Source organism: Candidatus Atelocyanobacterium thalassa isolate ALOHA (genome assembly GCF_000025125.1).
In the GTDB taxonomy this organism is placed as follows: domain Bacteria; phylum Cyanobacteriota; class Cyanobacteriia; order Cyanobacteriales; family Microcystaceae; genus Atelocyanobacterium; species Atelocyanobacterium thalassae.
In genome coordinates, this window is record NC_013771.1 from 59,948 (window position 1) to 85,255 (window position 25,308).

The 25,308-nt window shown below is 31.1% G+C and carries 24 protein-coding genes; 14 read left to right on the plus strand and 10 right to left on the minus strand.

The features are described 5' to 3' along the window. Window positions 1-99 precede the first annotated feature (99 nt). The 6 genes from UCYN_RS00225 to UCYN_RS00245 all read right to left on the minus strand — a co-directional run bounded on the left by UCYN_RS00225 (window position 100) and on the right by UCYN_RS00245 (window position 3,208). A complete protein-coding gene (locus tag UCYN_RS00225; RefSeq protein WP_236608139.1) occupies window positions 100-579 on the minus strand; it encodes an NAD(P)H-quinone oxidoreductase subunit J in 480 nt (159 codons plus the stop codon). 64 nt (window positions 580-643) lie between these two features. After that, on the minus strand, window positions 644-1,387 hold the full coding sequence (nuoB, locus tag UCYN_RS00230) for an NADH-quinone oxidoreductase subunit NuoB (RefSeq protein ID WP_012953474.1): 744 nt from the start codon (window positions 1,385-1,387) through the stop codon (window positions 644-646). Between the two features lie 53 nt (window positions 1,388-1,440). After that, on the minus strand, window positions 1,441-1,803 hold the full coding sequence (gene ndhC, locus UCYN_RS00235; RefSeq protein ID WP_012953475.1) for a photosynthetic/respiratory NAD(P)H-quinone oxidoreductase subunit C: 363 nt from the start codon (window positions 1,801-1,803) through the stop codon (window positions 1,441-1,443). 193 nt (window positions 1,804-1,996) lie between these two features. Beyond that, the gene (locus UCYN_RS06250; RefSeq protein WP_261330635.1) at window positions 1,997-2,122 is read right to left on the minus strand and encodes a hypothetical protein; all 126 of its coding nucleotides are present in this window, start codon (window positions 2,120-2,122) and stop codon (window positions 1,997-1,999) included. An 83-nt stretch (window positions 2,123-2,205) separates the two neighbouring features. Then, on the minus strand, window positions 2,206-2,499 hold the full coding sequence (locus UCYN_RS06225) for a YceD family protein (RefSeq protein ID WP_012953476.1): 294 nt from the start codon (window positions 2,497-2,499) through the stop codon (window positions 2,206-2,208). A 79-nt stretch (window positions 2,500-2,578) separates the two neighbouring features. Beyond that, a complete protein-coding gene (locus UCYN_RS00245) occupies window positions 2,579-3,208 on the minus strand; it encodes a biotin--[acetyl-CoA-carboxylase] ligase (protein ID WP_012953477.1) in 630 nt (209 codons plus the stop codon). 405 nt (window positions 3,209-3,613) lie between these two features. Here UCYN_RS00245 and UCYN_RS00250 point away from each other — a divergent pair, with 405 nt between their 5' ends. Next, window positions 3,614-4,471, plus strand: a complete 858-nt coding sequence (locus UCYN_RS00250) for a tetratricopeptide repeat protein (protein ID WP_012953478.1) — start codon at window positions 3,614-3,616, stop codon at window positions 4,469-4,471. Between the two features lie 303 nt (window positions 4,472-4,774). Here the strand turns inward: UCYN_RS00250 and UCYN_RS00255 are convergent, their stop codons facing one another. Beyond that, window positions 4,775-5,212 carry a ferritin-like domain-containing protein gene (locus tag UCYN_RS00255; RefSeq protein WP_041487700.1) on the minus strand — a complete coding sequence of 146 codons (438 nt, stop codon included), beginning with the start codon at window positions 5,210-5,212 and terminating at the stop codon, window positions 4,775-4,777. 350 nt (window positions 5,213-5,562) lie between these two features. Between UCYN_RS00255 and tyrS the strand changes: the two genes are divergently transcribed. The 4 genes from tyrS to UCYN_RS00275 all read left to right on the plus strand — a co-directional run bounded on the left by tyrS (window position 5,563) and on the right by UCYN_RS00275 (window position 9,617). Then, complete coding sequence (tyrS, locus tag UCYN_RS00260) at window positions 5,563-6,774, plus strand: tyrosine--tRNA ligase (protein ID WP_012953480.1); 1,212 nt, start codon at window positions 5,563-5,565, stop codon at window positions 6,772-6,774. Between the two features lie 383 nt (window positions 6,775-7,157). Then, window positions 7,158-7,949 (plus strand): HAD family hydrolase, encoded by a 792-nt coding sequence (locus UCYN_RS00265; protein ID WP_012953481.1) that lies wholly within the window; start codon window positions 7,158-7,160, stop codon window positions 7,947-7,949. Window positions 7,950-8,279: 330 nt separating this feature from the next. Further along, the gene (locus UCYN_RS06035) at window positions 8,280-8,963 is read left to right on the plus strand and encodes a tetratricopeptide repeat protein (RefSeq protein ID WP_012953482.1); all 684 of its coding nucleotides are present in this window, start codon (window positions 8,280-8,282) and stop codon (window positions 8,961-8,963) included. A 111-nt stretch (window positions 8,964-9,074) separates the two neighbouring features. Continuing rightward, window positions 9,075-9,617, plus strand: a complete 543-nt coding sequence (locus UCYN_RS00275) for a hypothetical protein (RefSeq protein ID WP_012953483.1) — start codon at window positions 9,075-9,077, stop codon at window positions 9,615-9,617. Window positions 9,618-9,706: 89 nt separating this feature from the next. Here the strand turns inward: UCYN_RS00275 and pyrG are convergent, their stop codons facing one another. Continuing rightward, a complete protein-coding gene (gene pyrG, locus UCYN_RS00280; RefSeq protein ID WP_012953484.1) occupies window positions 9,707-11,314 on the minus strand; it encodes a CTP synthase in 1,608 nt (535 codons plus the stop codon). A gap of 361 nt (window positions 11,315-11,675) precedes the next feature. Between pyrG and UCYN_RS00285 the strand changes: the two genes are divergently transcribed. Both UCYN_RS00285 and glmU read left to right on the plus strand, forming a co-directional pair. Beyond that, window positions 11,676-12,449, plus strand: coding sequence for a DUF1350 family protein (locus tag UCYN_RS00285; RefSeq protein WP_012953485.1), 774 nt, complete (start codon window positions 11,676-11,678; stop codon window positions 12,447-12,449). A gap of 150 nt (window positions 12,450-12,599) precedes the next feature. After that, a complete protein-coding gene (gene glmU / locus UCYN_RS00290) occupies window positions 12,600-13,952 on the plus strand; it encodes a bifunctional UDP-N-acetylglucosamine diphosphorylase/glucosamine-1-phosphate N-acetyltransferase GlmU (RefSeq protein WP_012953486.1) in 1,353 nt (450 codons plus the stop codon). 189 nt (window positions 13,953-14,141) lie between these two features. On the opposite strand, the gene UCYN_RS00295 is transcribed toward glmU, so the two are convergent. Continuing rightward, on the minus strand, window positions 14,142-16,379 hold the full coding sequence (locus UCYN_RS00295; protein WP_012953487.1) for a RelA/SpoT family protein: 2,238 nt from the start codon (window positions 16,377-16,379) through the stop codon (window positions 14,142-14,144). A 218-nt stretch (window positions 16,380-16,597) separates the two neighbouring features. On the opposite strand from UCYN_RS00295, the gene patD reads away from it, so the two are divergent. The 4 genes from patD (at window position 16,598) to UCYN_RS00315 (ending at window position 21,591) form a co-directional block, all read left to right on the plus strand. Continuing rightward, window positions 16,598-16,999 carry a heterocyst frequency control protein PatD gene (gene patD, locus UCYN_RS00300; RefSeq protein ID WP_012953488.1) on the plus strand — a complete coding sequence of 134 codons (402 nt, stop codon included), beginning with the start codon at window positions 16,598-16,600 and terminating at the stop codon, window positions 16,997-16,999. Window positions 17,000-17,312: 313 nt separating this feature from the next. After that, complete coding sequence (locus UCYN_RS00305; protein ID WP_012953489.1) at window positions 17,313-18,362, plus strand: Rieske 2Fe-2S domain-containing protein; 1,050 nt, start codon at window positions 17,313-17,315, stop codon at window positions 18,360-18,362. Between the two features lie 462 nt (window positions 18,363-18,824). Continuing rightward, window positions 18,825-19,787 carry a hydrogenase small subunit gene (locus UCYN_RS00310; protein ID WP_012953490.1) on the plus strand — a complete coding sequence of 321 codons (963 nt, stop codon included), beginning with the start codon at window positions 18,825-18,827 and terminating at the stop codon, window positions 19,785-19,787. A gap of 208 nt (window positions 19,788-19,995) precedes the next feature. Further along, the gene (locus tag UCYN_RS00315; protein WP_012953491.1) at window positions 19,996-21,591 is read left to right on the plus strand and encodes a nickel-dependent hydrogenase large subunit; all 1,596 of its coding nucleotides are present in this window, start codon (window positions 19,996-19,998) and stop codon (window positions 21,589-21,591) included. A 57-nt stretch (window positions 21,592-21,648) separates the two neighbouring features. Here the strand turns inward: UCYN_RS00315 and UCYN_RS00320 are convergent, their stop codons facing one another. Continuing rightward, window positions 21,649-23,250, minus strand: a complete 1,602-nt coding sequence (locus UCYN_RS00320) for a B12-binding domain-containing radical SAM protein (protein ID WP_012953492.1) — start codon at window positions 23,248-23,250, stop codon at window positions 21,649-21,651. 491 nt (window positions 23,251-23,741) lie between these two features. Here UCYN_RS00320 and rimM point away from each other — a divergent pair, with 491 nt between their 5' ends. From rimM to UCYN_RS00335, 3 genes are all read left to right on the plus strand, one after another. Then, entirely contained in the window at window positions 23,742-24,314 is a 573-nt protein-coding gene (gene rimM, locus UCYN_RS00325) for a ribosome maturation factor RimM (RefSeq protein ID WP_041487795.1), read from the plus strand. 161 nt (window positions 24,315-24,475) lie between these two features. Next, window positions 24,476-24,829 (plus strand): STAS domain-containing protein, encoded by a 354-nt coding sequence (locus UCYN_RS00330; protein WP_012953494.1) that lies wholly within the window; start codon window positions 24,476-24,478, stop codon window positions 24,827-24,829. An 84-nt stretch (window positions 24,830-24,913) separates the two neighbouring features. After that, a complete protein-coding gene (locus UCYN_RS00335) occupies window positions 24,914-25,291 on the plus strand; it encodes a Mini-ribonuclease 3 (protein ID WP_236608140.1) in 378 nt (125 codons plus the stop codon). Window positions 25,292-25,308 lie beyond the last annotated feature (17 nt).

Below are 25,308 nucleotides of genomic sequence, written 5' to 3' on the forward strand. Positions count from 1 at the left end.
CTCTAAATATTTATACTTTAAACTATTAGCGTAAAGCAAAAATTTCTTGAAAAATATTTTTCAAGGAATTTTTGCTTTACATATGATTGATTACCTAATTTAATAAGCATCTTGTAATTCATAAAAATTTGGAGAAATGTAATCTTTGCGTAAAGGCCAGCCAACCCAATCTTCTGGCATTAAAATTCTTTTCAAATCAGGATGGTTATCATACACAATTCCATACATATCGTAGTTTTCCCTTTCTTGCCAATCAGCAGCTTTCCAAATCCAATATACTGAAGGTACATGAGGATTATCCCTTGTTAAAAATACTTTGAGACGCATCTCTTGAGGACTATCGATATTGTCTGCAACTTTAACTAAGTGATAAAAACTAACTAGTTCTTTACCGGGACCTAAATCATAGGCTCCTTGGCACTGCAAATAATTGAATCCGTAGGCATATAAGGCAGTTGACAAAGGAATTAAAAACTTTGGAGATATGCCAATTATTTCTATTCCTAAATGATCCACTCCTAAAATATTATGTTCGAAACCATTTTTCGTTAACCAATTAGAAATTGGTCCTGGTTGCAAAGCTGTTGATTCTTGTTCGTCTTTAGAGACTTTTCCTGTTGTTTTTTTTTCTTCTTCAGTCACTTTACACGTCCTCCAGTTGCTTTTCAATAGCTAAAGTAGGTAATTTTTCAGCTCCGAATATTTCGCTTAACTCTTTAGGAGGAGTATGTCTAGTTTCAGTAGCTAAGTATTTACCGGTTAATATTGGGGAAACTACTTTCATGTTATGTGGAGCACTGTAATAACGATGAGTTTGCTCCATAATAGTCGCTCTTTCTTGAATTGTTTCATTAGAGACTTTCTTCCGCAATTTAATAACAGCATCAAAAATCGCTTCAGGTCGGGGAGGACAACCAGGAATATATACATCTACAGGAATTAATTTATCTACTCCACGTACAGTAGTTGTAGAATCACGGCTAAACATTCCTCCGGTAATTGTGCAGGCACCCATTGCAATTACATATTTAGGAGAAGGCATTTCCTCGTAAAGACGCACTAAAGCAGGAGCCATTTTCATAGTTACAGTTCCTGCAACTAGAAGCAAATCTGCTTGCCTTGGACTGCATCGAGGAACTAAACCAAAGCGATCAAAATCAAAACGTGAACCAATTAAAGCAGCAAATTCAATGAAGCAACAAGCTGTGCCGTATAACAATGGCCATAGGCTAGATAAACGAGCCCAGTTGTGCAAGTCATCAACGGTAGTCAAAATTATATTTTCTGATAAATCCTGGGTAATATTACCAGGAGATATAGGATTAAGAACTTTTTCTTTTTGCGACTGTTCTATAGTTGATAGATCTGGTGTTAAATTTTGATTCATAAGAATTCAGTTATGGTCAATGTACAATAATCGTTGGAAGATATTTTAAGGCCTTAAGACCATTCTAGTGCACCTTTTCTCCAAGCATAAACTAATGCAATAACAAGAATAGCTATAAATATAAGGGCTTCAACAAAAGCTAATAGGCCTAAACTATTGAAAGCTACTGCCCAAGGATATAAAAAGACTGTTTCCACATCAAATACAACAAACACTAAGGCAAACATATAATAGCGAATATTGAATTGTATCCAAGCGCCTCCAATAGGCTCCATCCCAGATTCATAAGTAGTTAGCGTTTCAGGGCCACCATTACTGGGACGCAAAATCTTCGATGCAGTTAAAGCTAAAACAGGAATTAGATTACAGGCTATAAGAAAGCCGAGTAAATATTCGTAACCGCTGAGGACAAACACTATTTTCTATTAACTCCTCTAAAGATATGGTTTATATCATTTTGCTTACACTTTCTATTAAACCGTAAACTATGCTCAAATAAACCTCTAAAAACAACTTTAATTTTAGATAAATTATTAACAAGTATTAATCTAATAATATATGTATATATTCTCAAATAAAAAGTTTCTAGATTTTATTGTTTAAAATTATTTATTCTGATAACTTTTCTTTAAAACTTGACAAATTTTTCCAACAATCGTTAATTAATGCTGAATCTTCTTTATCAATAATTTCCGGTATTTGACAATTATTACTACATAGTTTTCTCAAGGGCATAGACAATGAGAGTTGTTCATAAATCCAAACTTTAAGGTCAAAATATCCTTCTGAAGATAAAGTTTCAGAAAAATCTTCTGAAATTATTTTTTTTCTTTAGTAAATTTTTGATTAGCACTTAAATTTTTTCCCAATAATATATTTTCAGATACATCGAGAGTAATGCGATAGTTATATTGTTGGAGACAACGGTCACAGATTAAATTTACTATAGCCTCTCCTTTAATGATAATTTCTAAAAATGTCCCTCCATGTCTAATGATGACTGTCCCACGTAAAGGGGTTAAAGTGACTAGTTCAACAATAAAATCATCTAATGTAATGGTTTGAGTTTTTTGAGGAAGTTGGAGCAAATGAGGAATATATATATTTTCCATATTCTTATCTTTTTACGAAAAATTATCTACTTATAAATTACTAAAGTTTAAAACCATAGTCTAAAGAAATATCTTTAGACTATGAGTTTATTTTTGTCATGATTTTTGGAACTTGTTGAAAAACTTCTAATTTTCCTTCACAGTTAACTCCACTAATAGTTCCTTCAAAGTCATTAATTATAACTTTACATCCAACACCATTTAATATCTCCATATAATTTTTTAGTAATATTTCCATTCCTGAAACTAGATAATATTGGTAACCAGCAATTATTGCTTCAATAATAATTGCTGCAAGCTGCTCTATTGAATGTATTTGATGTTGGCATGATTTAATATTAATTCCATTATCTGGTACGGTATTAGACCAATTAATACCTATTCCAATAATTACTTGAGTAACCATGTCATTTTGAATTTTGATTTCACTTTTTATACCTCCTAACTTTTGATTGTTGACGACTAGATCATTAGGCCATTTTAATTTAACAGGAAGTTGATAACTTCTTAATTTATTAGCTATGCTCCAAGCGCTAAACAATGTGATATGAGAAGCATTTTTTGCGGCAATATCTAATTCAAAGCCTATAGACAGGTAAAGTCCGCCTACAGAAGAATACCATTCTCTCCCCCATTGTCCTCTCCCTTTTGTTTGTTCAGAAGCAATAATGACTAGAAATCCCCACTCTTTTTTTTTATTAAATCCCAAGCTACTGTATTGGTAGAAGAAACTTTGCTAAAAGCATATATAGGATAAGATGGTTTTTTAAGATAGGATTTAATTTTTTGAACATTGGTTTTCATTTAATTATTTTAAAAAAGTATTATATTTCTTTTGGATTAGAGATTTACTTTATAAATTTCATATAAAGAAAAATTTAGTAGATTAAAAGTATGAAATTTATAATAAATAAAAGCCTATTGTATATCTATGCAGATAAAATTAAAGTTACAAAAGATATATATTTGGTCAAAATATTTTATGTACTTTAACTCAATCAAAATTAAACTAGCTATAAATAACTATTTTATTTATACACATTAATTTAATGTATAGTCTTTTTGATTTACACTAGATACATGAATTATTATCAATAAATTTAGAAACTTTATTGTGTCTAACAAAAATCTATTACTTTCATTTTTTCTTACCTTAGGAATATCACAATTTAGCATTCCTACTAATGGACAAGTATTATTACCTTATACTCCACAGCTAAGTATGGAGCAACTCGAAGCGCAAGGCTTAAAAATGGCTGAAGAAGCTTCTCAGTTAGTACGTTTTCAGCAGCATGATCATGCTTTGTCACGTGCAAAATTAGCTGTTCAATTGGCTCCACAAAAATATCAACCTTGGTTTATTTTAGGAGCATTATATGTAATGAAGCAAGACTTGGATCTAGGTATTGATGCTCTGAAAAAATCTTTAGATCTTGAACCTAAAGAGACAACAATTAAATTTACTCTAGGTAATGCATATTTTCAACAAGGAAAATATCGACTTGCAGCTACTCAATTAGAAGAAGGATTAAAAATACAACCTAATACATCTTCTGCTCAGTTTGATTTAGGTAATACTTACTTTAAACTAAAACAAATAAAAAAATCTATAGCTGCTTATCAACAAGCAATTTATATACAAAAAGATTTTTGGCCAGCCATTAACAATGTTGGCTTAATTCAGTATGAGCAAGAAAATAAAAAAGAAGCAATTAAACAATGGAGAGAAGCATTAAAAATAAATTCTGAACAAGCAGAACCAAAATTTGCTTTAGGCGTTGCTCTATATTCTGAAGGAAATAAAAAACAAGGCATACAGTTGGGGGAAAATGCTCTTAAGCTAGATAACAATTATAGTGACTTAAAATATTTACAAGAAAATCTTTGGGGAGAAAGGCTTCTTAGAGACACGAAAGTGTTTTTAAATGATCCAGAAATTAAGAATTTCATTAGTCAGTTTGCAAAAGATTAAAAAAAGCGATATTTAATGTATCTTGCAGTTTATGAAAAAAAATTCTATTCTTCTTAGTTTTATATAGTAGAAAGCTTTAACTGAGATTTATTGTCGAGTTTGTTAAATTATACTTTTAGCTAGGTTTCAATTAAAACGACATATAGCTTTAATTTAATACTTCGCATACTTTAGAGTACGCTTAATAGCTAATTCATTGGGAGACCATAAAAAATAGTCTCCCAATGAATGAATAAGCATTATATTTATTTGCTCTTTATTTTTCAAATAGAAAAATAAAATAAATTTGTTGATTTCTCTATCTTACGAAACATAGTCTCTCAACATTTTTTTCAACTCTATATTATGTACTTCTTCTTGCCCAATCATGCCTCTTGTAAATTCTTCAATATAAACTGAGGCACCTTCAACTACTTCTAATAAATCTTTATAAAGATCTAATGCTTTCTTCTCATGGTTTAGACTTTCCACTAAAATATTGTGCAAAGTATGCTCATTACTTTCTTCCATCTGAGCAATTTTTAAGCTTGGATGTCCCTCTAAACCTGTTAAAATTTCTCCAACTTGTTGAGCATGTAATAAAGATTCAGTTGCTTGTTGTTGAAAAAATTGAACAATTGGGATGCGATGAGGACCTGTAACCATCAAAGAGTAATGTGTATAGCGTACAACACCAGCTAATTCATATTCCATGATGGTGTTAAGAAGTTCATTCGTTTTGTCTCGATTAAGTGTTCTCATACTTCACCTTTTGAAGAATCTAACTTTTAATGGCAGCATTCTAACTTATTAGAAAGAGTTAGTAAAGTTATTTATACCGAACTTTACCATGAATAGAAATATCTGTAAAATAATTTTATTTTCTATCAAAAGATCTTTTGATAGAAAAAATTAATAAAGAAAAATAATTTACTTAATGGATGTAAAGTATAATTGATTTGCTAATTAAGTATTTAAGTAGTGTGTATGGAAATTATGAATATTAGATTTAAATTTTATCTCTGATAAAATTTAAATCTAATATTCATAAAAACAGCACTCTATTATCAAAATATATTGATTTTTATTTTCTAATGTTTTCAAAAAATACTATGGATCATTTTCATTGGCTACATAGAGGGACTGCTGAAATATTTCCTAATCAAAATAATTCAAATAATTCTGAAGAAAATTTAGTAAATTTATTAAAAAATTCAGATCGTCCCTTAAGAGTCAAGTTAGGGATAGATCCGACTGGTAGTGACATTCACCTAGGGCATAGTATTCCTTTTCGAAAACTACGTGCTTTTCAAGATGCTGGCCATACAGCAGTAGTTATTATTGGAGATTTTACAGCGCAGATAGGAGATCCAACTGGTAAATCAGAAGTACGTAAACAACTCAACTCAAAACAAGTTGAAAAAAATGTGGAAAGTTACCTAGAACAGCTATCTTCAGTTTTAGATTTTAGTACCCCAGGGAGATTGGAAATAAGATATAACTCTGAATGGTTCAACAAATTAGACTTTCATAAAGTTCAAGAATTATTGTCTACAATGACCGTAAGTCAGATGCTAGCAAAAGAAGGATTTTCTGAACGATATAAAAAAGAAAATCCAATCTTTCTTCACGAATTTCTCTACCCTCTTATGCAAGGATATGATTCAGTTGTTGTAAATGCTGATGTTGAATTAGGTGGGACAGATCAGAAGTTTAACATTGCTGTAGGTAGAGACTTGCAGAGACATTTTGGACAAAAACCTCAGTTTGGTTTATTACTTCCCATTCTGACTGGGACAGATGGTACTCAAAAAATGTCCAAATCTCTTGGAAACTATATTGGATTAAAAGAAGATGCATTATCAATGTATTCCAAAATAGAAAAAATTCCTGATACCTTAGTACAGAACTATTTTGAATTATTAACTAATTTAGATCTTAATGAATTACCAAAAGATTCAAGAGAACTTCAAAAATTACTAGCTACAGAAATCACATCTCATTACCATGGTGAAGAAAAAGCATTATCTGCAAAAAAAACTGCAGAAAATCTTGTAAAAAATAGAAATAGTTTACTAACAGATACTATTACTGAGTTTAATTTATCCAACGTAGTTTTTCCTGCTAAATTATTTTATATTTTAAGTGCTAGTAAATTATGTGTAAGCAGTGGAGAAGGCCGAAGACAAATACAAGGAGGAAGTGTAAGATTAGAAGGAGAAAAAATTCTTGATGTTAATCTTGTTTTCGATAATCCTGAGCAGCTTGATAATAAAGTTTTACAGGTAGGAAAAACAAAGTTTACAAGATTAGTTTCGAGATAGTAATTAATTATAAAAAATTTATATTTTCTGTTAAAAACTATATTCAAGAGATTACTTCTAAAAAACTAATTTATAAATGTTGAAAATCTTTTTTAAAATTCATTAAGAATTTTTTATAGTTATTAATTAATTTGAGTTATGATTCTTCTGAGAATTAACTTTTTTATCTCTGTAATATTGATATTTCTTTTCTTAAGATTAACAATTAGCAAGTTTGTTCTGCAGTATTACTTTTCAAGTATTCAAAGCCAGATCATGAATAAAACTTTATAAATATAATGTTTTCATATAATTAGTATTTCATCATTAGAGTATATGAATATATGAAATCAAAAAAATATTTCTAAGTCAACATTAATTAAACTATAAATTTACATCGCTTTATGGGAAGTATTTGTAAGCCAAAAATTTTAGCCTTAGATTTTGATGGAGTAATTTGTGATGGAATACGAGAATATTTCGAAACTGCGAAAAAAGCTTATAGAGTAATATGGTCGCAAAATATAAACTATGATTGTGATCGTTTATTTGGATTATTCTCTCAATTCCGCCCCGTAATTGAGACTGGTTGGGAAATGCCTGTCCTCCTAAGAGCTGTAATTCTCGGGTATAAAGCTATGGATATTGAATCTAAATGGGGTTTAATCTGTACAGAAATTCTTAGTAAAGACAATCTTAAAAAAGAAGAATTAATATTGATTTTAGATAAAACTAGAGACTCTTCTATTAATTTTGATTTAGATCATTGGCTAAATTTGCATAGTTTTTATCCAGAAGTTATCAGAGAATTGCCAAAACTATTAAATTCAACAATACACTTGTACATTGTCACAACCAAAGAGGGAAGATTTGTAAAACAACTATTAAAAAGTAAAGGGATACAGTTTCCAGAAAATAAAATCATAGGAAAAGAAATTAAACAACCTAAATATAAGACCCTAAGTCAAATTCTCATACATCACGAAGAAAAACCTCAGAACTTATGGTTTGTTGAAGATTTATTAAAAACTTTGATGAGTATTTACAAACAAGAAGAATTGAGAGGAGTTAAACTTTTTTTGGCAAATTGGGGTTATAACACGACTAGAACACATAGTTTAGCCAAGAAAAACGGCGTCTTTTTACTTTCTTTAAATCAATTTTCTAAAAATTTCTCAAACTGGATTAAATCTTAAAACATGCTACATGTGAACCAAAATTTAAGACCAGATTCTAATGTATTTACTGATAACAAACACTAAATTTTAAAAGCTTTTAAAATACAATCAAAATATTGACTAGTTAGTTTACAAATCCCTATTTTTTAAATTTGATTAACAAAAATATAAGATATTTTGAAAAATATTTGTTCATTGTTATTACGGATAAATATTCTTAAACTAGAATAAATTATTAACATATAGATGTAGAGTAAATTAGTAAACGCAACATAGTCATCTATTTATAAGTTCATGATAGAAGCAACAAACAATTTTAGTAATACCATCATCAAGTAATAGGAAAAAATGATTTATAAACTTATAACTTTAATATTAGCTCTATTGATTTCAACACAAAGCATAACCAATACATTAGCTGGTGACAATATACCTAAAACTTCTTTCAATACTACTTCATATCATTTTAATGAAGAAACTTACAAAGATATAGTTACTAATTTATTAGCACCTATATCTACCTTTCATCCTCCTACAGATTTAGCGCTTTCTAATATTTCAAACAAACATAATCTTATTAAAGATAAAAAAAATAGAGATCTAAATCTTCCTACAGAAGTTCAAAGTAAATATCAACAAGCAATGATGGAATATGACAAAGGAAACATAAAGAGTATTCAACAGAAATGGAATGAAGCCCTAGAAAACTATAAGAGAGCAATTCAAATATGTCCTAATCTTATATTTGCTAGAGTCAACATTCCACTAATTTATTATCAATTTGGTAACAACTTAGAAGCTATTAAAGAAATTAAATATTTAGTAAAAAAATATCCTATGTCTCCAGATGCAAGAGCTGCTTTGGTAGCTCTTCTATGGAGTATAGGACAAGAGGGAGAAGCTAAAAGTCACTGGGTATCTGTTGTCGGTATAGATGATCGATATAAAGATTTAGAATGGATTCAAAGCAAACGTTTTTGGCCACCTAAAATAATTATGTCTCTAGATAGTTTTCTTAATTCGAAGCAATAAAGAATTTGATAAGAAAATAAAAAATAAAGTTCGTATTAAGTTATTATTGACAATAGTAAGACTTAAATCATAAAAGCAATTTAGATACTTACAAAAAGTGAAAAAAACATTATGGAAAAAGAAATTTCTATCTTTCGTATTTCCCCTTTAATACAATTTACATTAATTAGTTTATATATTTCTTTAACCATTCCTCTACCATTTCTCGCAGAAATAACTGATTCTTCTATTTCAGTTACAGCTTTATGGATCGGAATTGCTATAGGAGGATTGATATTAGTTGGTACTTTAAGCGAAAGGGTTGTAGTTGACGAAAATCAAATTAAAATTTCCTATCCAAGTTGGTTTTCTTTCTTTTTTCATAAAAATTGGTCTTTGTCCTGGTCACAAGTAAAAGATCTAAAATTGCGTACAACTGGCCAAGGTGGTTCGGTTTATTATTTAACTAGTAACAGTTTGGATAAAGCTTATTTGTTACCCACAAGAGTGGAAAACTTCAAATATTTAATAGAATTTATTACTAGGAAAACAGGTATTGATACGAGCGAAATTCGTCCGCTCTCTCAACCATGGATGTATATTATCTTACTTTTTTGTACGTTACTTTTACTATTCGTAGACGGTTGGGTTATTTGGCAAGTTATTTTCAACTAATATTATGCGCAGAATAAATTTATGTGGTTTTATTCTTCAAATAATTAGGTCTGAAGAATTTTAGAGAAATTAGATTTAGTTAGGATTCTTTATCTTGATTCACTATACTTAAGTGCAGCATCTATAAATCCTAAAAATAACGGGTGAGCACAATTAGGACGAGAAAGGAACTCTGGATGAAACTGAGTCGCAATAAAAAATGGATGTTCTGATAATTCAATAATTTCTACCAAACGCCCATCAGGTGAAGTTCCACTTATTTTATAACCAGTTTTATTTAAGAGGCTTCTATAGGCATTATTAAATTCGTAACGATGTCTATGGCGTTCGTAAATCACTTCTTGTTGATACAAAGAAGCAGCTAATGTATCATTTTCAATGCGGCATGGATAAAGTCCAAGACGCATAGTTCCTCCTAAATCCATAACATCTTGTTGTTCCGGTAAAATATTTATTACTGGATTAGCTGTTTCTGGATTAAATTCAGCGCTATCAACATTGTCTAGGCAGGCTACATTTCTACCCCACTCAATTACAGCACATTGCATTCCTAAACATAGTCCTAGAAAAGGAATACGATGTTTTCTGGCATATTCAATAGATCTAACTTTACCATCTACCCCTCGGAATCCAAATCCTCCCGGAACAATAATACCGCTTACATTATTCAAGTACTTCTCTGCATTGTTATTCTCGATATCTTCTGCATCGACCCATCTCAATTTTATTTCGCTGTTCATAGCTATTCCTGCATGTACGAGCGATTCTACGACGGACAGATAGGCATCACTTAATTGAACATATTTACCCACTAAAGCAATTTCAAAATGCTGCTTGGGTGACCGCATTTTTTGAACTAATGTTTCCCATTGTGTTAAATCTGGTTTAGATGATTCTAAGTGCAATAATTCCAAAGCTTGTTTTGCTAATCCTTCTTTTTCAACTATCAAAGGAACTTCATAAATACTATATGCATCTTGGGCAGTAATTACTGACTCAACAGGTACATCGCAAAATTCAGACAGTTTTTCTTTCATTCCTTCTTTTAAAGGACGATCACAACGACAAACTAAAATATCAGGCTGAATACCAATAGAACGCAATTCTTTTACAGAATGTTGAGTTGGTTTAGTTTTCATTTCTCTAGCAGCAGGTATCCAAGGAATTAAAGTGACATGCATGTAGATAACATTATTTTTACCAACATCTTTTCTAAATTGCCTAATTGCTTCTAGAAAAGGTAAAGATTCAATATCACCGACCGTTCCTCCAATTTCAATAATTACGATATCAGGATTGGTATTTTTTGCAACGCGATGAATGCGATCTTTAATTTCATTAGTTATATGAGGAATAACTTGTACAGTTCCTCCCATATAATCTCCTCGTCTTTCTTTATTTAAGACTGCTTGATAAATTGAACCTGTTGTAACACTATTAAGACGAGACATAGGAGTATCTGTAAATCTCTCATAATGCCCCAAGTCAAGATCAGTTTCAGCTCCATCATCAGTAACAAATACTTCTCCATGCTGATAGGGACTCATGGTTCCTGGATCAACGTTAATATATGGATCAAGTTTTAGGATAGAAACTGAATAACGTCTAGATTTAAGTAAGCAACCTAAACTGGCTGCAATAATTCCTTTTCCGATACTAGATACAACACCACCAGTAACAAATACGAATTTAGTCATATAAGTTTAGTTAAATTATGATTTTTATATATTTATTCATTATACTAACCTGTCTTTTCTATATAAGACTTGTCTAAAATATACAATTGTACAAATTAAATATAGAAAGTTAAACTGATTTAGTATACAAATCAAAAATATTAGAGTTACAAATAAGACATACTACATTAATAATAGAGTTAAATAAAGTAAAGAGTTATAAATAACCTAAAATTTTTTAAAGTGATATTGTATTTCTTAGTATATTAATTTCTTTAATTATTCTTAGATATATAATCTAGTAGTTATAATAGATACTTATTATTAATATATAACTTAAAATTTTTAGTATACTACAAGAATAGGTATTACAGAGTTTATTATGGAATGGCAAGAAATATTAGGAAGTTTCGTTTTAATTCCAAAATCTCCAATTGCTGTCATACACTTTATTGGTGGAGCATTTATAGGTAGCGCTCCTAATTTTACTTATCGCTGGTTACTTGAGGCGCTAGCTAAAAAAGGATATGTTGTTATTGCTACGCCTTTCATTATTACGTTAGATCATTTAGCTATTTCTCATGATTTGTTAAATCGTTTTGAAAGTATACTAGAATCTGTTAATAGTGATATCTATAGAGGGATAATAAACCTTCCTGTGTATGGACTTGGTCATAGTATGGGATGTAAACTTCATTTATTAATTGGTAGTTTGTCTCCAATAGAAAGAGCGGGCAACATATTTATTTCTTTCAATAATTATCCTATTAGACAGGCTATTCCCTTTTTTGAACAGCTTAATTTCCATAATGTTTTTGATTTAGAATTTACTCCATCCCCTAATAAAACTCAAGATATTATTCAAAAAAGCTATATTATTCGACATAATTTATTAATAAAACTGACTCAAGATAATATTGATGAAACAATATCTCTAATGAAAATACTACATAGAAAATATCCTAATTTAGTAGCCTTGCAAACATTACCCGGCAATCATTTAACACCATTAGGACAAGAGGTAAATTTCAAAACTGGAAATATATTCACGCCTATGGATATTATGAAACAGTGGTTTCAGAACAAGTTATCTAATGATTTATACAACCTTAAAAATGAGATTTTAAGATGGTTAAATCCAGGACAAATTATCTAAGTTATCTAATGGCTTAAGACTTTTGAAAAGATATATCTTTAGAAAGTCTTAATTTTTTAGTTTTCACTAAAAGTAGATAATTTATATGTTCCACTATCCAAAAAAGTCAAGATACGATATACTCCTCTCGAAAGTTTAGATAGATAAAAAATGACAGCAGTAGCAATTCTTGCAGCGGGACGTGGTACACGTATGAAGTCTAACTTACCAAAAGTCCTACATACTCTGGGTGGACAATCTTTAGTACAAAGGGTATTAAATAATTGTTCTTTAATTGCTCCATCTAGACAATTTATAGTTATTGGATTTGAGGGAGACAAAGTTAAACAATCTTTAGCCCAAAATTTGTCTTTAAAGTTTGTTGAGCAAAAAGAACAGCTAGGTACAGGACATGCTGTACAACAACTTTTGCCATATTTACAGGATTTTAAAGAAGATTTGTTAGTTTTAAATGGAGATGTTCCACTTTTACGTCCTAAAACTCTACAAAATCTTTTAAGTATTCATAAAAACAACAATAATGCAGCAACGGTTTTGACAGCTAATTTACCTAATCCTAAAGGTTACGGTAGAGTTTTTTGTGACGGAAATAATCTGGTTACTCAAATTATTGAGGATCGTGACTGTAATTCAGCTCAACAACAAAATTGCAGAGTAAATGGAGGAATTTACTGTTTTAATTGGGCTAAACTTGCTCAAATATTACCTCATCTTTCTGCCAATAATCAACAAAAAGAGTATTACTTAACTGATGTAGCACAACATCTTGAACCTTTTATGGCGGTTGATGTAGAAGATTATTTTGAAATTAATGGTATTAATAATCGTCAACAATTATCTGATGCAAATAATATCTTACAAGATCGAATAAAGAAATATTGGATGAATGAAGGGGTTACCATGATTAATCCCCAAAGTATTAGTATCGACGACACAGTAAGTTTGTCGCCAGATACAGTCATTGAACCTCAAACTCATTTAAGAGGCAAAACTTATATTGGCTCAAAAAGTCATATTGGACCAGGAACTTTTATTGAAGATAGCAAAATTGGTGAACATGTAAACATATCATATTCTGTTGTTAGTCATTCTGAAATATCATCTTACTGTCAGATTGGTCCCTATGCTCATATACGTAAGGAGGTTAAGATTCATGAATCTTGTCGTATTGGTAACTTTGTTGAAATTAAAAAGTCTCAAGTAGAAAAAAATAGTAATATCGCTCATTTATCTTATATTGGAGATGCTAGTTTAGGAGAGCAAGTAAATATAGGGGCAGGAACAATTACAGCTAATTATGATGGCGTCAACAAACATCCCACTATTATCGGTAGTCAAACTAAGACAGGTGCAAATAGTGTATTTGTTGCTCCTGTAACCTTGGGAAATAACGTTACAGTTGCTGCTGGCTCAGTAGTTACTAATGATGTTCCTGATAATGCTTTGGTGATTGCTCGGCAACAACAAAAAATTATTAAAGAATGGAAAAAAACTAAAAAATAATGCTCTTCTCATGTATTAAATGAGTGAGATTTAGTTTCAATTTATAAAATACAAATAATTGTATTTTTTTAGTATTTTATGAAAATCATAATAATATCTCAGATAATGAGTTGTTGTATTTATAAATAGAATAGCTAAATAACTATATCGTATTGTAAATAATAGTATTTTGTTGATGTTTACTGTGTCTTAGAATTCTACCCTATTTACACGTTGAATATTTAAGACATCACTCATATTACAAATACTATTTGTTAAATACTCTAATTGTTGGCGATCACGAATTTCAATACGTAAGTTAACGATAGCAGGCTTGTTTTGTACAGTTTTTACACTAGCATTACAAACATTGATATTATGATTACTTACCCTTAACAGAATATCTTTTAGAACGCCTACTCTATCAATAACTTCTATTTGAACATCTACTGGATACGTGATAGTACATCCTTTTTCATCTACTCTATTCCAGCGTACTGGAATAAAGCGCTCCCCAGGTATGTTCTCAATATTAGAACAGTTTTGAGTATGGATTGAAATACCTCTGTCTCCTCTGGTAACTACGCCAATAATTGGTTCTCCGGGTAATGGTCTACAACATCCGGCAATATGGTATAGTAGTCCCTCAACTCCTAGAATTGGGGATCTATTTGGTTTTTTGAGTCCCAAAGAAGAAGGTGGTGCAGGTATATTTATTTCATGAGATTCAGCAGCTTTCTGTTGAGTTTTTACTGTTATTTCTCTTACACGATTAACTACTTGATTTAAGGTGATTCCCCCATATCCTAACCCAGATAATAGATCATCAACTGAATGATAATTACATCTTTCTACTACAGTTTTCATTGGTTCTGATTTTAATAAAGCTTCAAAACCATTTTTGCCTAGTTCTTTTTCCAACATATCACGTCCTCTGATCATATTTTCTTCTCTACAAGATCTCTTATACCATTGACGGATACGATTACGAGCAGTAGGCGTAACTACTATATTGAGCCAATTTAGACTAGGATGACAATTTTTTTGCGTAATAATTTCTACTATGTCGCCGTTATGTAATGGTTGACCAAAAACTGACCACTTGCCATTGATTCTAGCTCCTTTCATATGATTACCAACTTCTGTATGAATGCGATAAGCAAAATCTACAGTAGTAGCCCCTCTCGCTAAAGCAATAACGTCTCCATCAGGAGTAAATACATAAACATCGTCATCAAAAAGATTATCTTTAAGATTGTCAACATACTCTTGAGCATCTTTAAGATCTTTCTGCCAATCTAATAGTTGTCTTAGCCAGGTAAATTTTTCATCTTCCTGAGATAACTGAGTATAGTGAGATACACCAGTTTCTTTATATTTCCAATGAGCTGCAATACCATATTCAGCAATATGATGCATTTCTAATGTTCTGATCTGGATTTCTAAGGGACGACCATTAAATCCTACTACTGTCGTATGCAAAGATTGATAGCGGTTGGGCTTAGGCAACCCAATATAGTCTTTAAACCTTCCAGGCATAGGTTTAAAGGTATCATGAACTACGGCTAGAGCACGATAACACTCTTCTTTATTCTGAACAATAATCCTTAAAGCTGCTAAGTCATATATTTCATGAAATCCTTTATTTTGACTATGCATCTTGTAGTAAATTCCATAGAGATGCTTAGATCTTCCTTGTAATTCCAGTACTTGTATCCCTATGCTATTTAATCTCTTTTGTAATATATTTTTAACGTTTTCTATACGAGCTTCACGATCAATACGTTTTTCCGCTACTAAACCTTGTATTTCCCAATAGGCATTTGTCTCTAAATATTTAAAGGATAAATCTTCTAGTTCCCACTTTACTCTCCAAATACCTAAACGATTTGCTAATGGGGAAAATATTTCTTTGGTTTCTAAAGCAATACGTTTTTGCTTTTCTGGTTTGAGAGCATCCAAAGTTCTCATGTTATGAAGACGATCAGCCAACTTCACTACAATTACTCTAATATCCTTAGCCATTGCTAAAAACATTCTTCGAAAATTTTCAGCTTGTTGTTCTGTTTTGTTAGAAAAATTAAATTTTGATAGTTTTGTAACTCCTTCAACTAGCAACCTTACTTCTTGACCAAACATTTCTTCAATATTATCTGCAGTAATATCAGTATCTTCCACTACATCATGAAGAAAACCTGCAGCAATCATTGATTTATCTCCTCCTAAGTCTCTCAATATCCCTGCTACAGTTACTGGATGAACAATATAAGGTTCACCTGATTTGCGATATTGTCCTTTATGTAATTGATATGCGAAGTCAAAGGCATGGCAAATCAAATCTTGATTCTGATTATAGATATCTGATTTACGAGAAATTAAACATTGGTTTAACCAATCAGGAAGAGTAAAATCAAGAGGTTTATTATTGAGGGATGTAACTGTATTCATAAAATAAGTTGAGTCAGAAACAAAAGAAGAATAGATTATTCAAAATTTAAAAAAAATTAATGCTTTTTTGACGCTTCTTTAGTATTAACACTTGTATTAGAAATAAGCAATCAGTCTTTTTTAGATAAAATCAACCTTAAAAATAGAATTTAAATTTTTCAAAATTCAGTAAAAGGCGTAGTATTGATAAAAATATATTATTACGAAGCAAATACTTAATGCTACTAAAATATTACAAAAAATTCTTAGAACAACTATTTATCCTTCAGCAACAGTTTGCATCAGAAAGTATAGATATCGTAAAAGCTAAAAGAACTTTTGAGCAGATGAAAATAATATTCCATAATGAAATTACGCAGGAAAATATGCATACATATCTGCAAAATAATGACAACTGTATAATTATTCAATCAGTAGAAGTAGAAATTAATAAAAATTTAAGGTTACTGGAAACTGAGTTCTTATACTTAGAGTCTTCTCGCCAGTTAATAACAATACATAGCAGAGAAATAACAATACATAGCAGAGTAGATAAAATACAACAGAGAATAATTAAGTTAATAGAATATTCTAAATTTATAAATAAGCAACTTCATGAATCCAATACTGATTACATATAGTTAAGTTGCTTTTATAAGATACATTGATTGAATGATAACTTTTCTTACGTGCTCAATACATTTCGATATTGAAGTTATTTCTTATATTATTAAGTAATACAAGATAAACGAAAATCTAATATTAGAACAAATACAAAAGCTATTGGAAACATGCCATATTTATTAAATAAAATTAGCAAGAGTATTTAGTCTAAATATTTATAATTAAACAACAAGTGCTAGAATACGGGGTGCAAATTTCTTCTGCTAATTAATATATATCTTTAATCTTGAACTGTTTTATTAATATTTTTGAAACGATGGGGATCTGAAAATGACAACTTTATTGCGTAATTGTTGGTATGTTGCTGTAAGTAGCAAAGACTTAAAACCAAAAAAGATAATACATAAAAAAATTCTTGGTGAACCTATTCTTATTGGGCGAAAGAAAAATGGTCAAGTTTTTGCAATGCGTGATATTTGTCCACATAGAGGCATTCCCTTGAGTTATGGCTCATTAGATCAAGATGATATAACTTGTAGATATCATGGTTGGAAATTCAATACAAATAATGGTAAATGTAAAGAGATTCCCTCTTTAACAAAATACGACAATTTAGATGTGGAGCGTATTCAAGTTCTTACATATCCATGTGAAGAAGTTCAAGGTAATATTTGGATATATTTTATCAATACTAATAAAAGTCAATCTAAATCAACAGATATTCCTTCTGTTCCAACCATTCCTGATTTTGGCAAACTTAGCCCTGGCATAACAGAGACCATGCAATTTTCTTGTAATATTGATCATGCAATTATCGGTCTTATGGATCCAGCTCATGGACCTTATATTCATGATGCTTGGTGGTGGCGCAGTGGCCCTCGTAAATTTCGAGTCAAAGAAAAGCATTATGAACCTGTATCACAAGGTTTTCGTCTTGTCTCTTATAATATGCCTGTTAGTGCTCGTCCCTACAAGATTTTAGGTAAAGATGTATCTATAGAAATCATTTTTCAGTTACCTGGAGTTCGTACAGAAATTTTAAAAGGTGATCGTTATTCTGCTTGCTTATTAACATGCATTACTCCCATTGATGAATATTCATGTGAAATATTTCAAAGTGTTTATTGGACGATTCCTTGGGCAGCTGTTTTCAAACCGTTACTCAGTTTATTAACTCGTCAATTTTTAGCTCAAGATCGTGATGCAATAATCCAACAACAAGAGGGTCTTATGTATGATCCCTCACTAATGCTAATAGATGATGCAGATACTCAAGCAAAATGGTATTTTCGCTTAAAACAAGAATATCAGAGATCTCAGGAAAATAATATACCTTTTGTCAATCCTCTAGATCCCAAAATATTACGTTGGAGGAGTTGAATTCATAAGCATTAGATAGTAGACAAAACAATTTTTATAGTTCATTGGTATGTATACCTACAGTATATCGAGTAATATTCTCAATAACTATAGGTTTCTTTTCTCTTGCTTTTTATTTATGTAGTACTAACGGAAAGAATCCTAATGTAGCTAAACTGACTAGATAATAAGCATTTTATGTAATTTTTAATGATTACTTTACATCATTAAGAATGAACATGCTTTTGTAAAATTGCAACTAAACATAATATTTGGATAAATTTCTTACAAATAACTATTCTGTTAAAAAGTATAAATATTTTTTAAACTTTATTAACCATAATAAATAGATACTTTGAGATAATATCTCATCTTTAAGATAGTAAAATTCTTAGGATAGTAAAGTAAATAAATCTTAAATTGTAATAAGAATCGGTATAAGTTATTGCTATAATAGTTTTAAAAACCTATCAGAAAAGATCAATGGCTAATGTTCTTTGGTTACAAGGTGGTGCCTGTTCTGGAAATACAATTTCTTTTCTTAACGCAGAAGAACCAACCTTAGTAGATTTAATCACCGATTTTGGAATTAATATTTTATGGCATCCATCCTTGGGTATGCAGTTAGGTGATGAATTACAAGAACTATTGATTAACTGTATTAATGGAAAAATTTCTATTGATATATTAGTGTTTGAAGGATCAGTAGTTAATGCTCCTAATGGAACTGGTGAATGGAATCGTTTTGCTGGTCGTCCTATGAAAGATTGGTTGAACGACTTATCTAAAGTCGCTGGTTTTGTAGTTGCAGTTGGTGACTGCGCAACTTATGGCGGAGTTCCCGCTATGGAGCCGAATCCCAGTGAGTCCATTGGTTTACAGTTTCTTAAACGTCAAAAAGGTGGCTTTTTGGGAGATGATTTTCTTTCCCAAAAAGGTTTTCCTGTTATCAATATACCTGGATGTCCTGCTCACCCAGACTGGATCTCCCAGATATTAGTAGCTGTTGCTACTGGAAGAGTTGGGGATTTGACTCTTGATGAGTTTCATCGCCCTGAAACCTTCTTCCGTAGTTTTACACAAACTGGTTGTACGAGAAATATGCATTTTTCTTATAAGTCAAGTACTGAGGAATTTGGTCAACGTACAGGATGTTTGTTTTATGATCTGGGTTGCCGTGGGCCTATGACTCACTCTTCATGTAATCGCATTTTATGGAATAGAGTTTCTTCTAAAACTCGTGTTGGAATGCCTTGTTTGGGTTGTACTGAACCAGAATTTCCTTTCCATGATCTTAAGAAAGGAACTGTTTTTAAAACGCAAACCGTTATGGGTGTTCCTAGAGAATTACCTCCCGGTATTAATGCTAAAGATTATGCAGTAGTAACAGTTGTTTCTAAAGATGCTCGTCCATCTTGGACAGATGAAGATTTTTTCACTGTATAACATAAATATATGTTTATAGTTGATATTAAGATTTGATGACAAAGCTTAATTATCAAGGAAAAATCTAAAATAAAATGATAAAAGTAATAGTAAGCTCACTATTACTTTTATGGTTTTGTTCCCCATCCACCTTGTATGTGGAAATAATAAATAATTACAAATTATTTCTAGTATTTTATTAAAATTTTACTATTTTTGAGAGGAAAACATGGTAGTTCAAAAGCTGGAAATTTCTCCTGTAGGAAGAGTTGAAGGAGATTTAGATATTAGAGTAGATATCGAAGATGGATATGTTGTAAATGCTTGGACAAAAGCAGAATTATTCCGTGGCTTTGAAGTTATTTTAAAAGGAAAGGATCCACAAGCTGGGCTTATTGTTACCCCCCGTATTTGCGGTATTTGTGGTGCATCACATTTAACTTGTGCATCTTGGGCACTAGATACAATCTGGGAAACAGAGGTACCTCGCAACGCTATCCTAGCACGTAACCTAGGTCAAATAGTTGAAACTATACAAAGCCATCCTAGACACTTCTATGCTTTATACGCAACTGACCTAACAAACAAAAAATATAAAAATAGTCCTTTCTATGAAGAAGCATGTAAAAGATTTACTCCTTTTACAGGGACTTCTTATGAAATAGCTATAATAACTTCTGCGAAACCAGTTGAGCTTTATGCTTTATTCGGAGGACAATGGCCTCATTCTAGTTATATGGTTCCAGGAGGTGTAATGTGTGCTCCAACGCTCACTGATGTAACACGTGGTTGGGGAATATTAGAGTATTTCCGTACTAATTGGCTAGAACCTGTTTGGTTAGGATGTTCTCTTGAGCGATATGAAAAAATTCAAACTTACGAAGACTTTTTAGAATGGCTAGAAGAAAGTCCAAAACATTTTAATTCTGACTTAGGGTTTTATTGGCGTATGGGTTTAGATATTGGACTAGATAAATATGGCCAAGGACCCGGAAGATATCTAACCTGGGGATATCTTCCACATGAAGATAAGTACCAGAAACCTACAATTAAGGATCGTAATTCAGCCGTAATAATGAAAGGTGGGGTTTATGATAGTTTTACTGATATGCATCATATGGTAGATCATAGTTTTGCCATAGAAAATACAAGTCATTCTTGGTATGAAGAAGGTACTACTGATGTCCATCCTTTTGATAGAGTTACTAATCCTCAAAATATGAACAAGGCAGACTATGATAATAAATATTCATGGTCAACAGCAGTAAGTCATAAAGATTTAGGCCGCATGGAAGTGGGTTCTCTTGCACGCCAATTAGTAGCAGGTGGAAAACATGGAGAAAGTTGGCAACATTATGATGGTTTGATTTTAGATATGTTCAAAAAAATAGGCGGGCCCAGTGTACATTTGAGGGAGTTTGCACGGATGCATGAGTCTGTAAAATTATATAGAGAAGCAGAGAGATGTTTAAGAGAATTCAAACTCAATGACCCGTGGTATATAAAACCGAAAGAAAAGGATGGACGTGGTTGGGGAGGCACAGAAGCTAGCCGTGGTGCTTTATGTCATTGGGTTGAAGTAGAAAAAGGAGTTATCAAAAATTATCAGATAATTGCTCCAAGTACTTGGAACATTGGACCCAGGGACGGTAAAGATGTTAGAGGTCCTATTGAAGAAGCATTAATTGGTATACCGATTGAAGATATGAGCAATCCAGTAGAAGTTGGACATGTTGCTCGTTCATTTGATTCTTGTTTAGTCTGTACAGTACATGCACACGATGCTAAAACAGGTAAAGAGCTAGCAAGATTTCGTACCAACTAAAAATTAAATGGAAGTGATATATATTATTTCACTTCCATTCAATTCTCTGTGATACTACTAAAACTTAGTTTCATTGTATTGCTTAAGTAAGCTAGCATGAGAAAGAGGCCCTTTTAAGTGAGCCCATGGTAATACTTGATCTGTCTTCCAATTGTTATGAGCATAATATTCAAGAGGAGGAATTTCTCCTTTCAGCTCTTTGAAAGCACGCTTATAACTACCAAGAGAGTTGCCATAAGAGCGAGTTAATTTAAATAACTTGCTTAGTCTTCTATCACCTCTGGAAATTAAAGCTTGAATAATAGACCAATTATAACTCTCTGGACGAAACTCTATTCTTCTCTTGCCTAAAACTTTCTCTAAAAATTTGAGTCTTTTTTGGGATAGTTTATTTACTCCTAACCATTGAAAAGGAGTATGAGCTTTGGGGACAAAAGTACTACAGCCAAATGTTATTTTCAAGCCTTGTGCTGCTTTTTGTATAGAATCTAACATTGAAATTGTTTGTTCGATATCTTCTTCGTTTTCTCCTGGTAATCCAACCATTCCGTATAATTTAAGGTTTTTTAATCCACCAATTTTTGCATTAATTGCTGCACTAATAATTTCATCATTATCTAACTTTTTATTGATATTCTTTCTGATTTTTGGTGAGCCACTTTCAACGGCGATTGTTATAGATTTTGTTTTACGACTACTTAACAATTTTGCTAGTTTTTCTGTAACTGTATTAGCCCTAACTGAAGCAATACTTACTCTAATATCATCATACTTAGGTTGGTTTAAATAGTTCAACAAATTACCAAACTCAGGATGTTGTGTGATTGATGGTCCTAATAAACCAATTCTATTGGTAACTTTAAGACCCTTTTCAATATTAGGAATTAAAGAAGTATTTAAATCTGCTATACGAAAGGGCAAATTAAGATAACTAACTAGGCAGAAACGACACATTTCTGGACAACTTCTAACTACTTCCACCATGTAAATGTTTTCCCAAACAGCTTTTTCTGTAACTACTGTTGAAGTCGATAAAGAATCCCCACGATAAATTTGCTTTTCAATACTAGAAGGGATAGATTCCTCAATTGCTTTGATAGATTTAATTTCTCCATCATTGTCGTAATAGGTTATTTCATACAAACTGGGTATATAAATTCCAGGAATAGTTGCTAAATAAGATAATTTAACAGCTCGACTCTCATTCCTTATGACTTTATATGCTTCTAAAAAGCTATTTATTAAATCTTCTCCATCACCTAGTAAAATTACATCAAAGAAATCAGCAAAGGGTTCAGGATTGGATGTTAGTGTAGGACCACCTCCAAACACCAATGGGTGATCATCATTTCGTTCGCTGGTTTGAAGAGGAATATTTAACGTGTCTAAGATATCGAAAATATTAACATAATCCAATTCCCAAGAGAAAGAGAAACCTAATATCTCAGATTTTTTAGGCAAAGGTTCATTGATATCTGTAAATAAACGACTAACATTAACATCAGATCTACTAGCGAAGCTAGCCCAAACAGTTTGATATCCTAAACTTGTAATACCTACATTATAGTTATTTGGAAAGCAGAAAATTATTTTAATAGCATTATTATTAGGTATTTTTGGTTCAAACAATAATCGTTCTTGGTCAAAAATAGTCGTCATATTTTAGTTTTGTTTATTTATTAATTTTTTAGAACTATTTCTTAAGTTTCTGGATTAGATAATATTAATAGTTAAATTATTAATTAATACTTTTTATAAAATTAACCGGTAATTTTCTCACAATGTACTAGCTTACAAATAGAGTAATTATTTTTAATATAAAACTACGAAAATATTTTATTTTTATAAATTTTTAGTTATTATTTTTGCTAAAAAATTTGAAAAAGCAATCATGAATTTCTAATATCATAATAGCATTATTATTGATAATAATTTAATCTATTTTGTAATTAAAGAATAGCTTATAATGAGATTTATTAATTTTTAATATAAGTCAAAGTGAGAGTTACAGTTAAGGTAATAGCTGTAATTCTTTCTAGAGAATAACTAACAGTTTATTTTTTATATGTAGTAGTAATATATTGATTTCTATAAGGTTAAAAGACTAGTAATATATAATTGGGCTAACTATATACATGCAAAATAATTATATGCAGCAAAATATTGATAATATGTTGAAAATTGGTACTATAGTTGGTCCTAGAGGATTAAAAGGAGAATTAAAAGTTTTATCTAGTACAGATTTCCCTGAAAGATTTGAAATATCTGAGGAGCATTGGATTAGCGATCCTAACAAGTCAACACTTCAATCAGTTAAATTAATCAGTAGTCGCTATGTTATGGAGAAAAATATTTATATTGTTCGCTTACAAGGAATAGAGACTAGAAACCAAGCAGAGTTATTGAGAAACTATAAACTGTTTATATCTAATCACTCTATTCCAGAGTTAAAAAAAGACGAATACCATATATCTCAACTTATTAATTTAGAGGTTTATCATCAAAAAACGAAAAAACTTATAGGTATCGTAACTGATGTATTTACTACAGGTCATGATTTATTGGAAATTGAACTAGAGAATCCATCTTTACCAGAATCAGATAAGAAGCAAAAATTTTTAGTTCCTTTCGTTTATGAAATTGTTCCAATAGTAGATTTAGTAAATAGAAGAATAGAACTTAACCCTCCTAAAGGATTATTAGATTTATCTATAGTAAAATAAAGTCTCATTTAAGAGATCTAACTTGTTAAATATTAAAATTTAATCATAATTTTTGAATTTGATTGATCCATTATGTCCCATAACAGATTACAATCTACTTTTGATAAATTATATTTACTAAAATTAAGGAGAAAGCTATTCCTGAGCAACTAAACCTAACCGTGAGTTTAAGGGGAACTCATGAGACAAACGGTAATTACCAAATTTTCCGTTTAACTGGCTTACTAGATGCCTTTTCTGAACCTATATTTCGTAAAGTTGTTGGAACACATATAGATAAAGGTCCTTATGATATTATTTTGGTCCTAACTCAAATCGATTTTGTAGATAGTTCAGGATTAGGAGCATTAGTACAATTAGTTAAACAAGCCCAAAATCATAACGGAAGTTTACAAGTTGTTACTAACCCTAGGGTTACACAAACTGTCAAATTAGTACGTCTAGAGGAATTTCTATCTTTACAAACAACTTTGGAAGATGCTATCTCTCATCTTAAAGATAAGAAAAATAGTTAGAGTCTTTATTCTCTCAGCTTCAGAACAAGCCAATATTTCTAGTATGGTATGATAAAAAAATGTTATCCTGATGTTGGTTTCCGAATGTTTGTACAAACGAAAGACCATAGCAGCATTGACCGATTATCTCCTGCTTTTTTAGCCTATATCGGTGATGCTGTTTATGAACTTTACGTACGTACAGCTTATTTATTACCTCCGCGTAAATTAGCCGATTATCACAATCAGGTTGTGGCGCAAGTTAGGGCAGAAACTCAAGCAGCCGCTTTACAACAATTGCAGCCATATTTAACAGAGACTGAGAAAGATATCGTTAGGCGGGGAAGAAATGCTACGAATAGCCATCCCCGTCGTTTAAAGCCAGAAGTTTATCAGCAAGCAACTAGTTTGGAGACACTAATAGGTTATTTATATCTACAAGACTCTCAGCGACTAAATGAAATACTCAGAAATTTAGTTTAATAATTTTAATCTTGAGA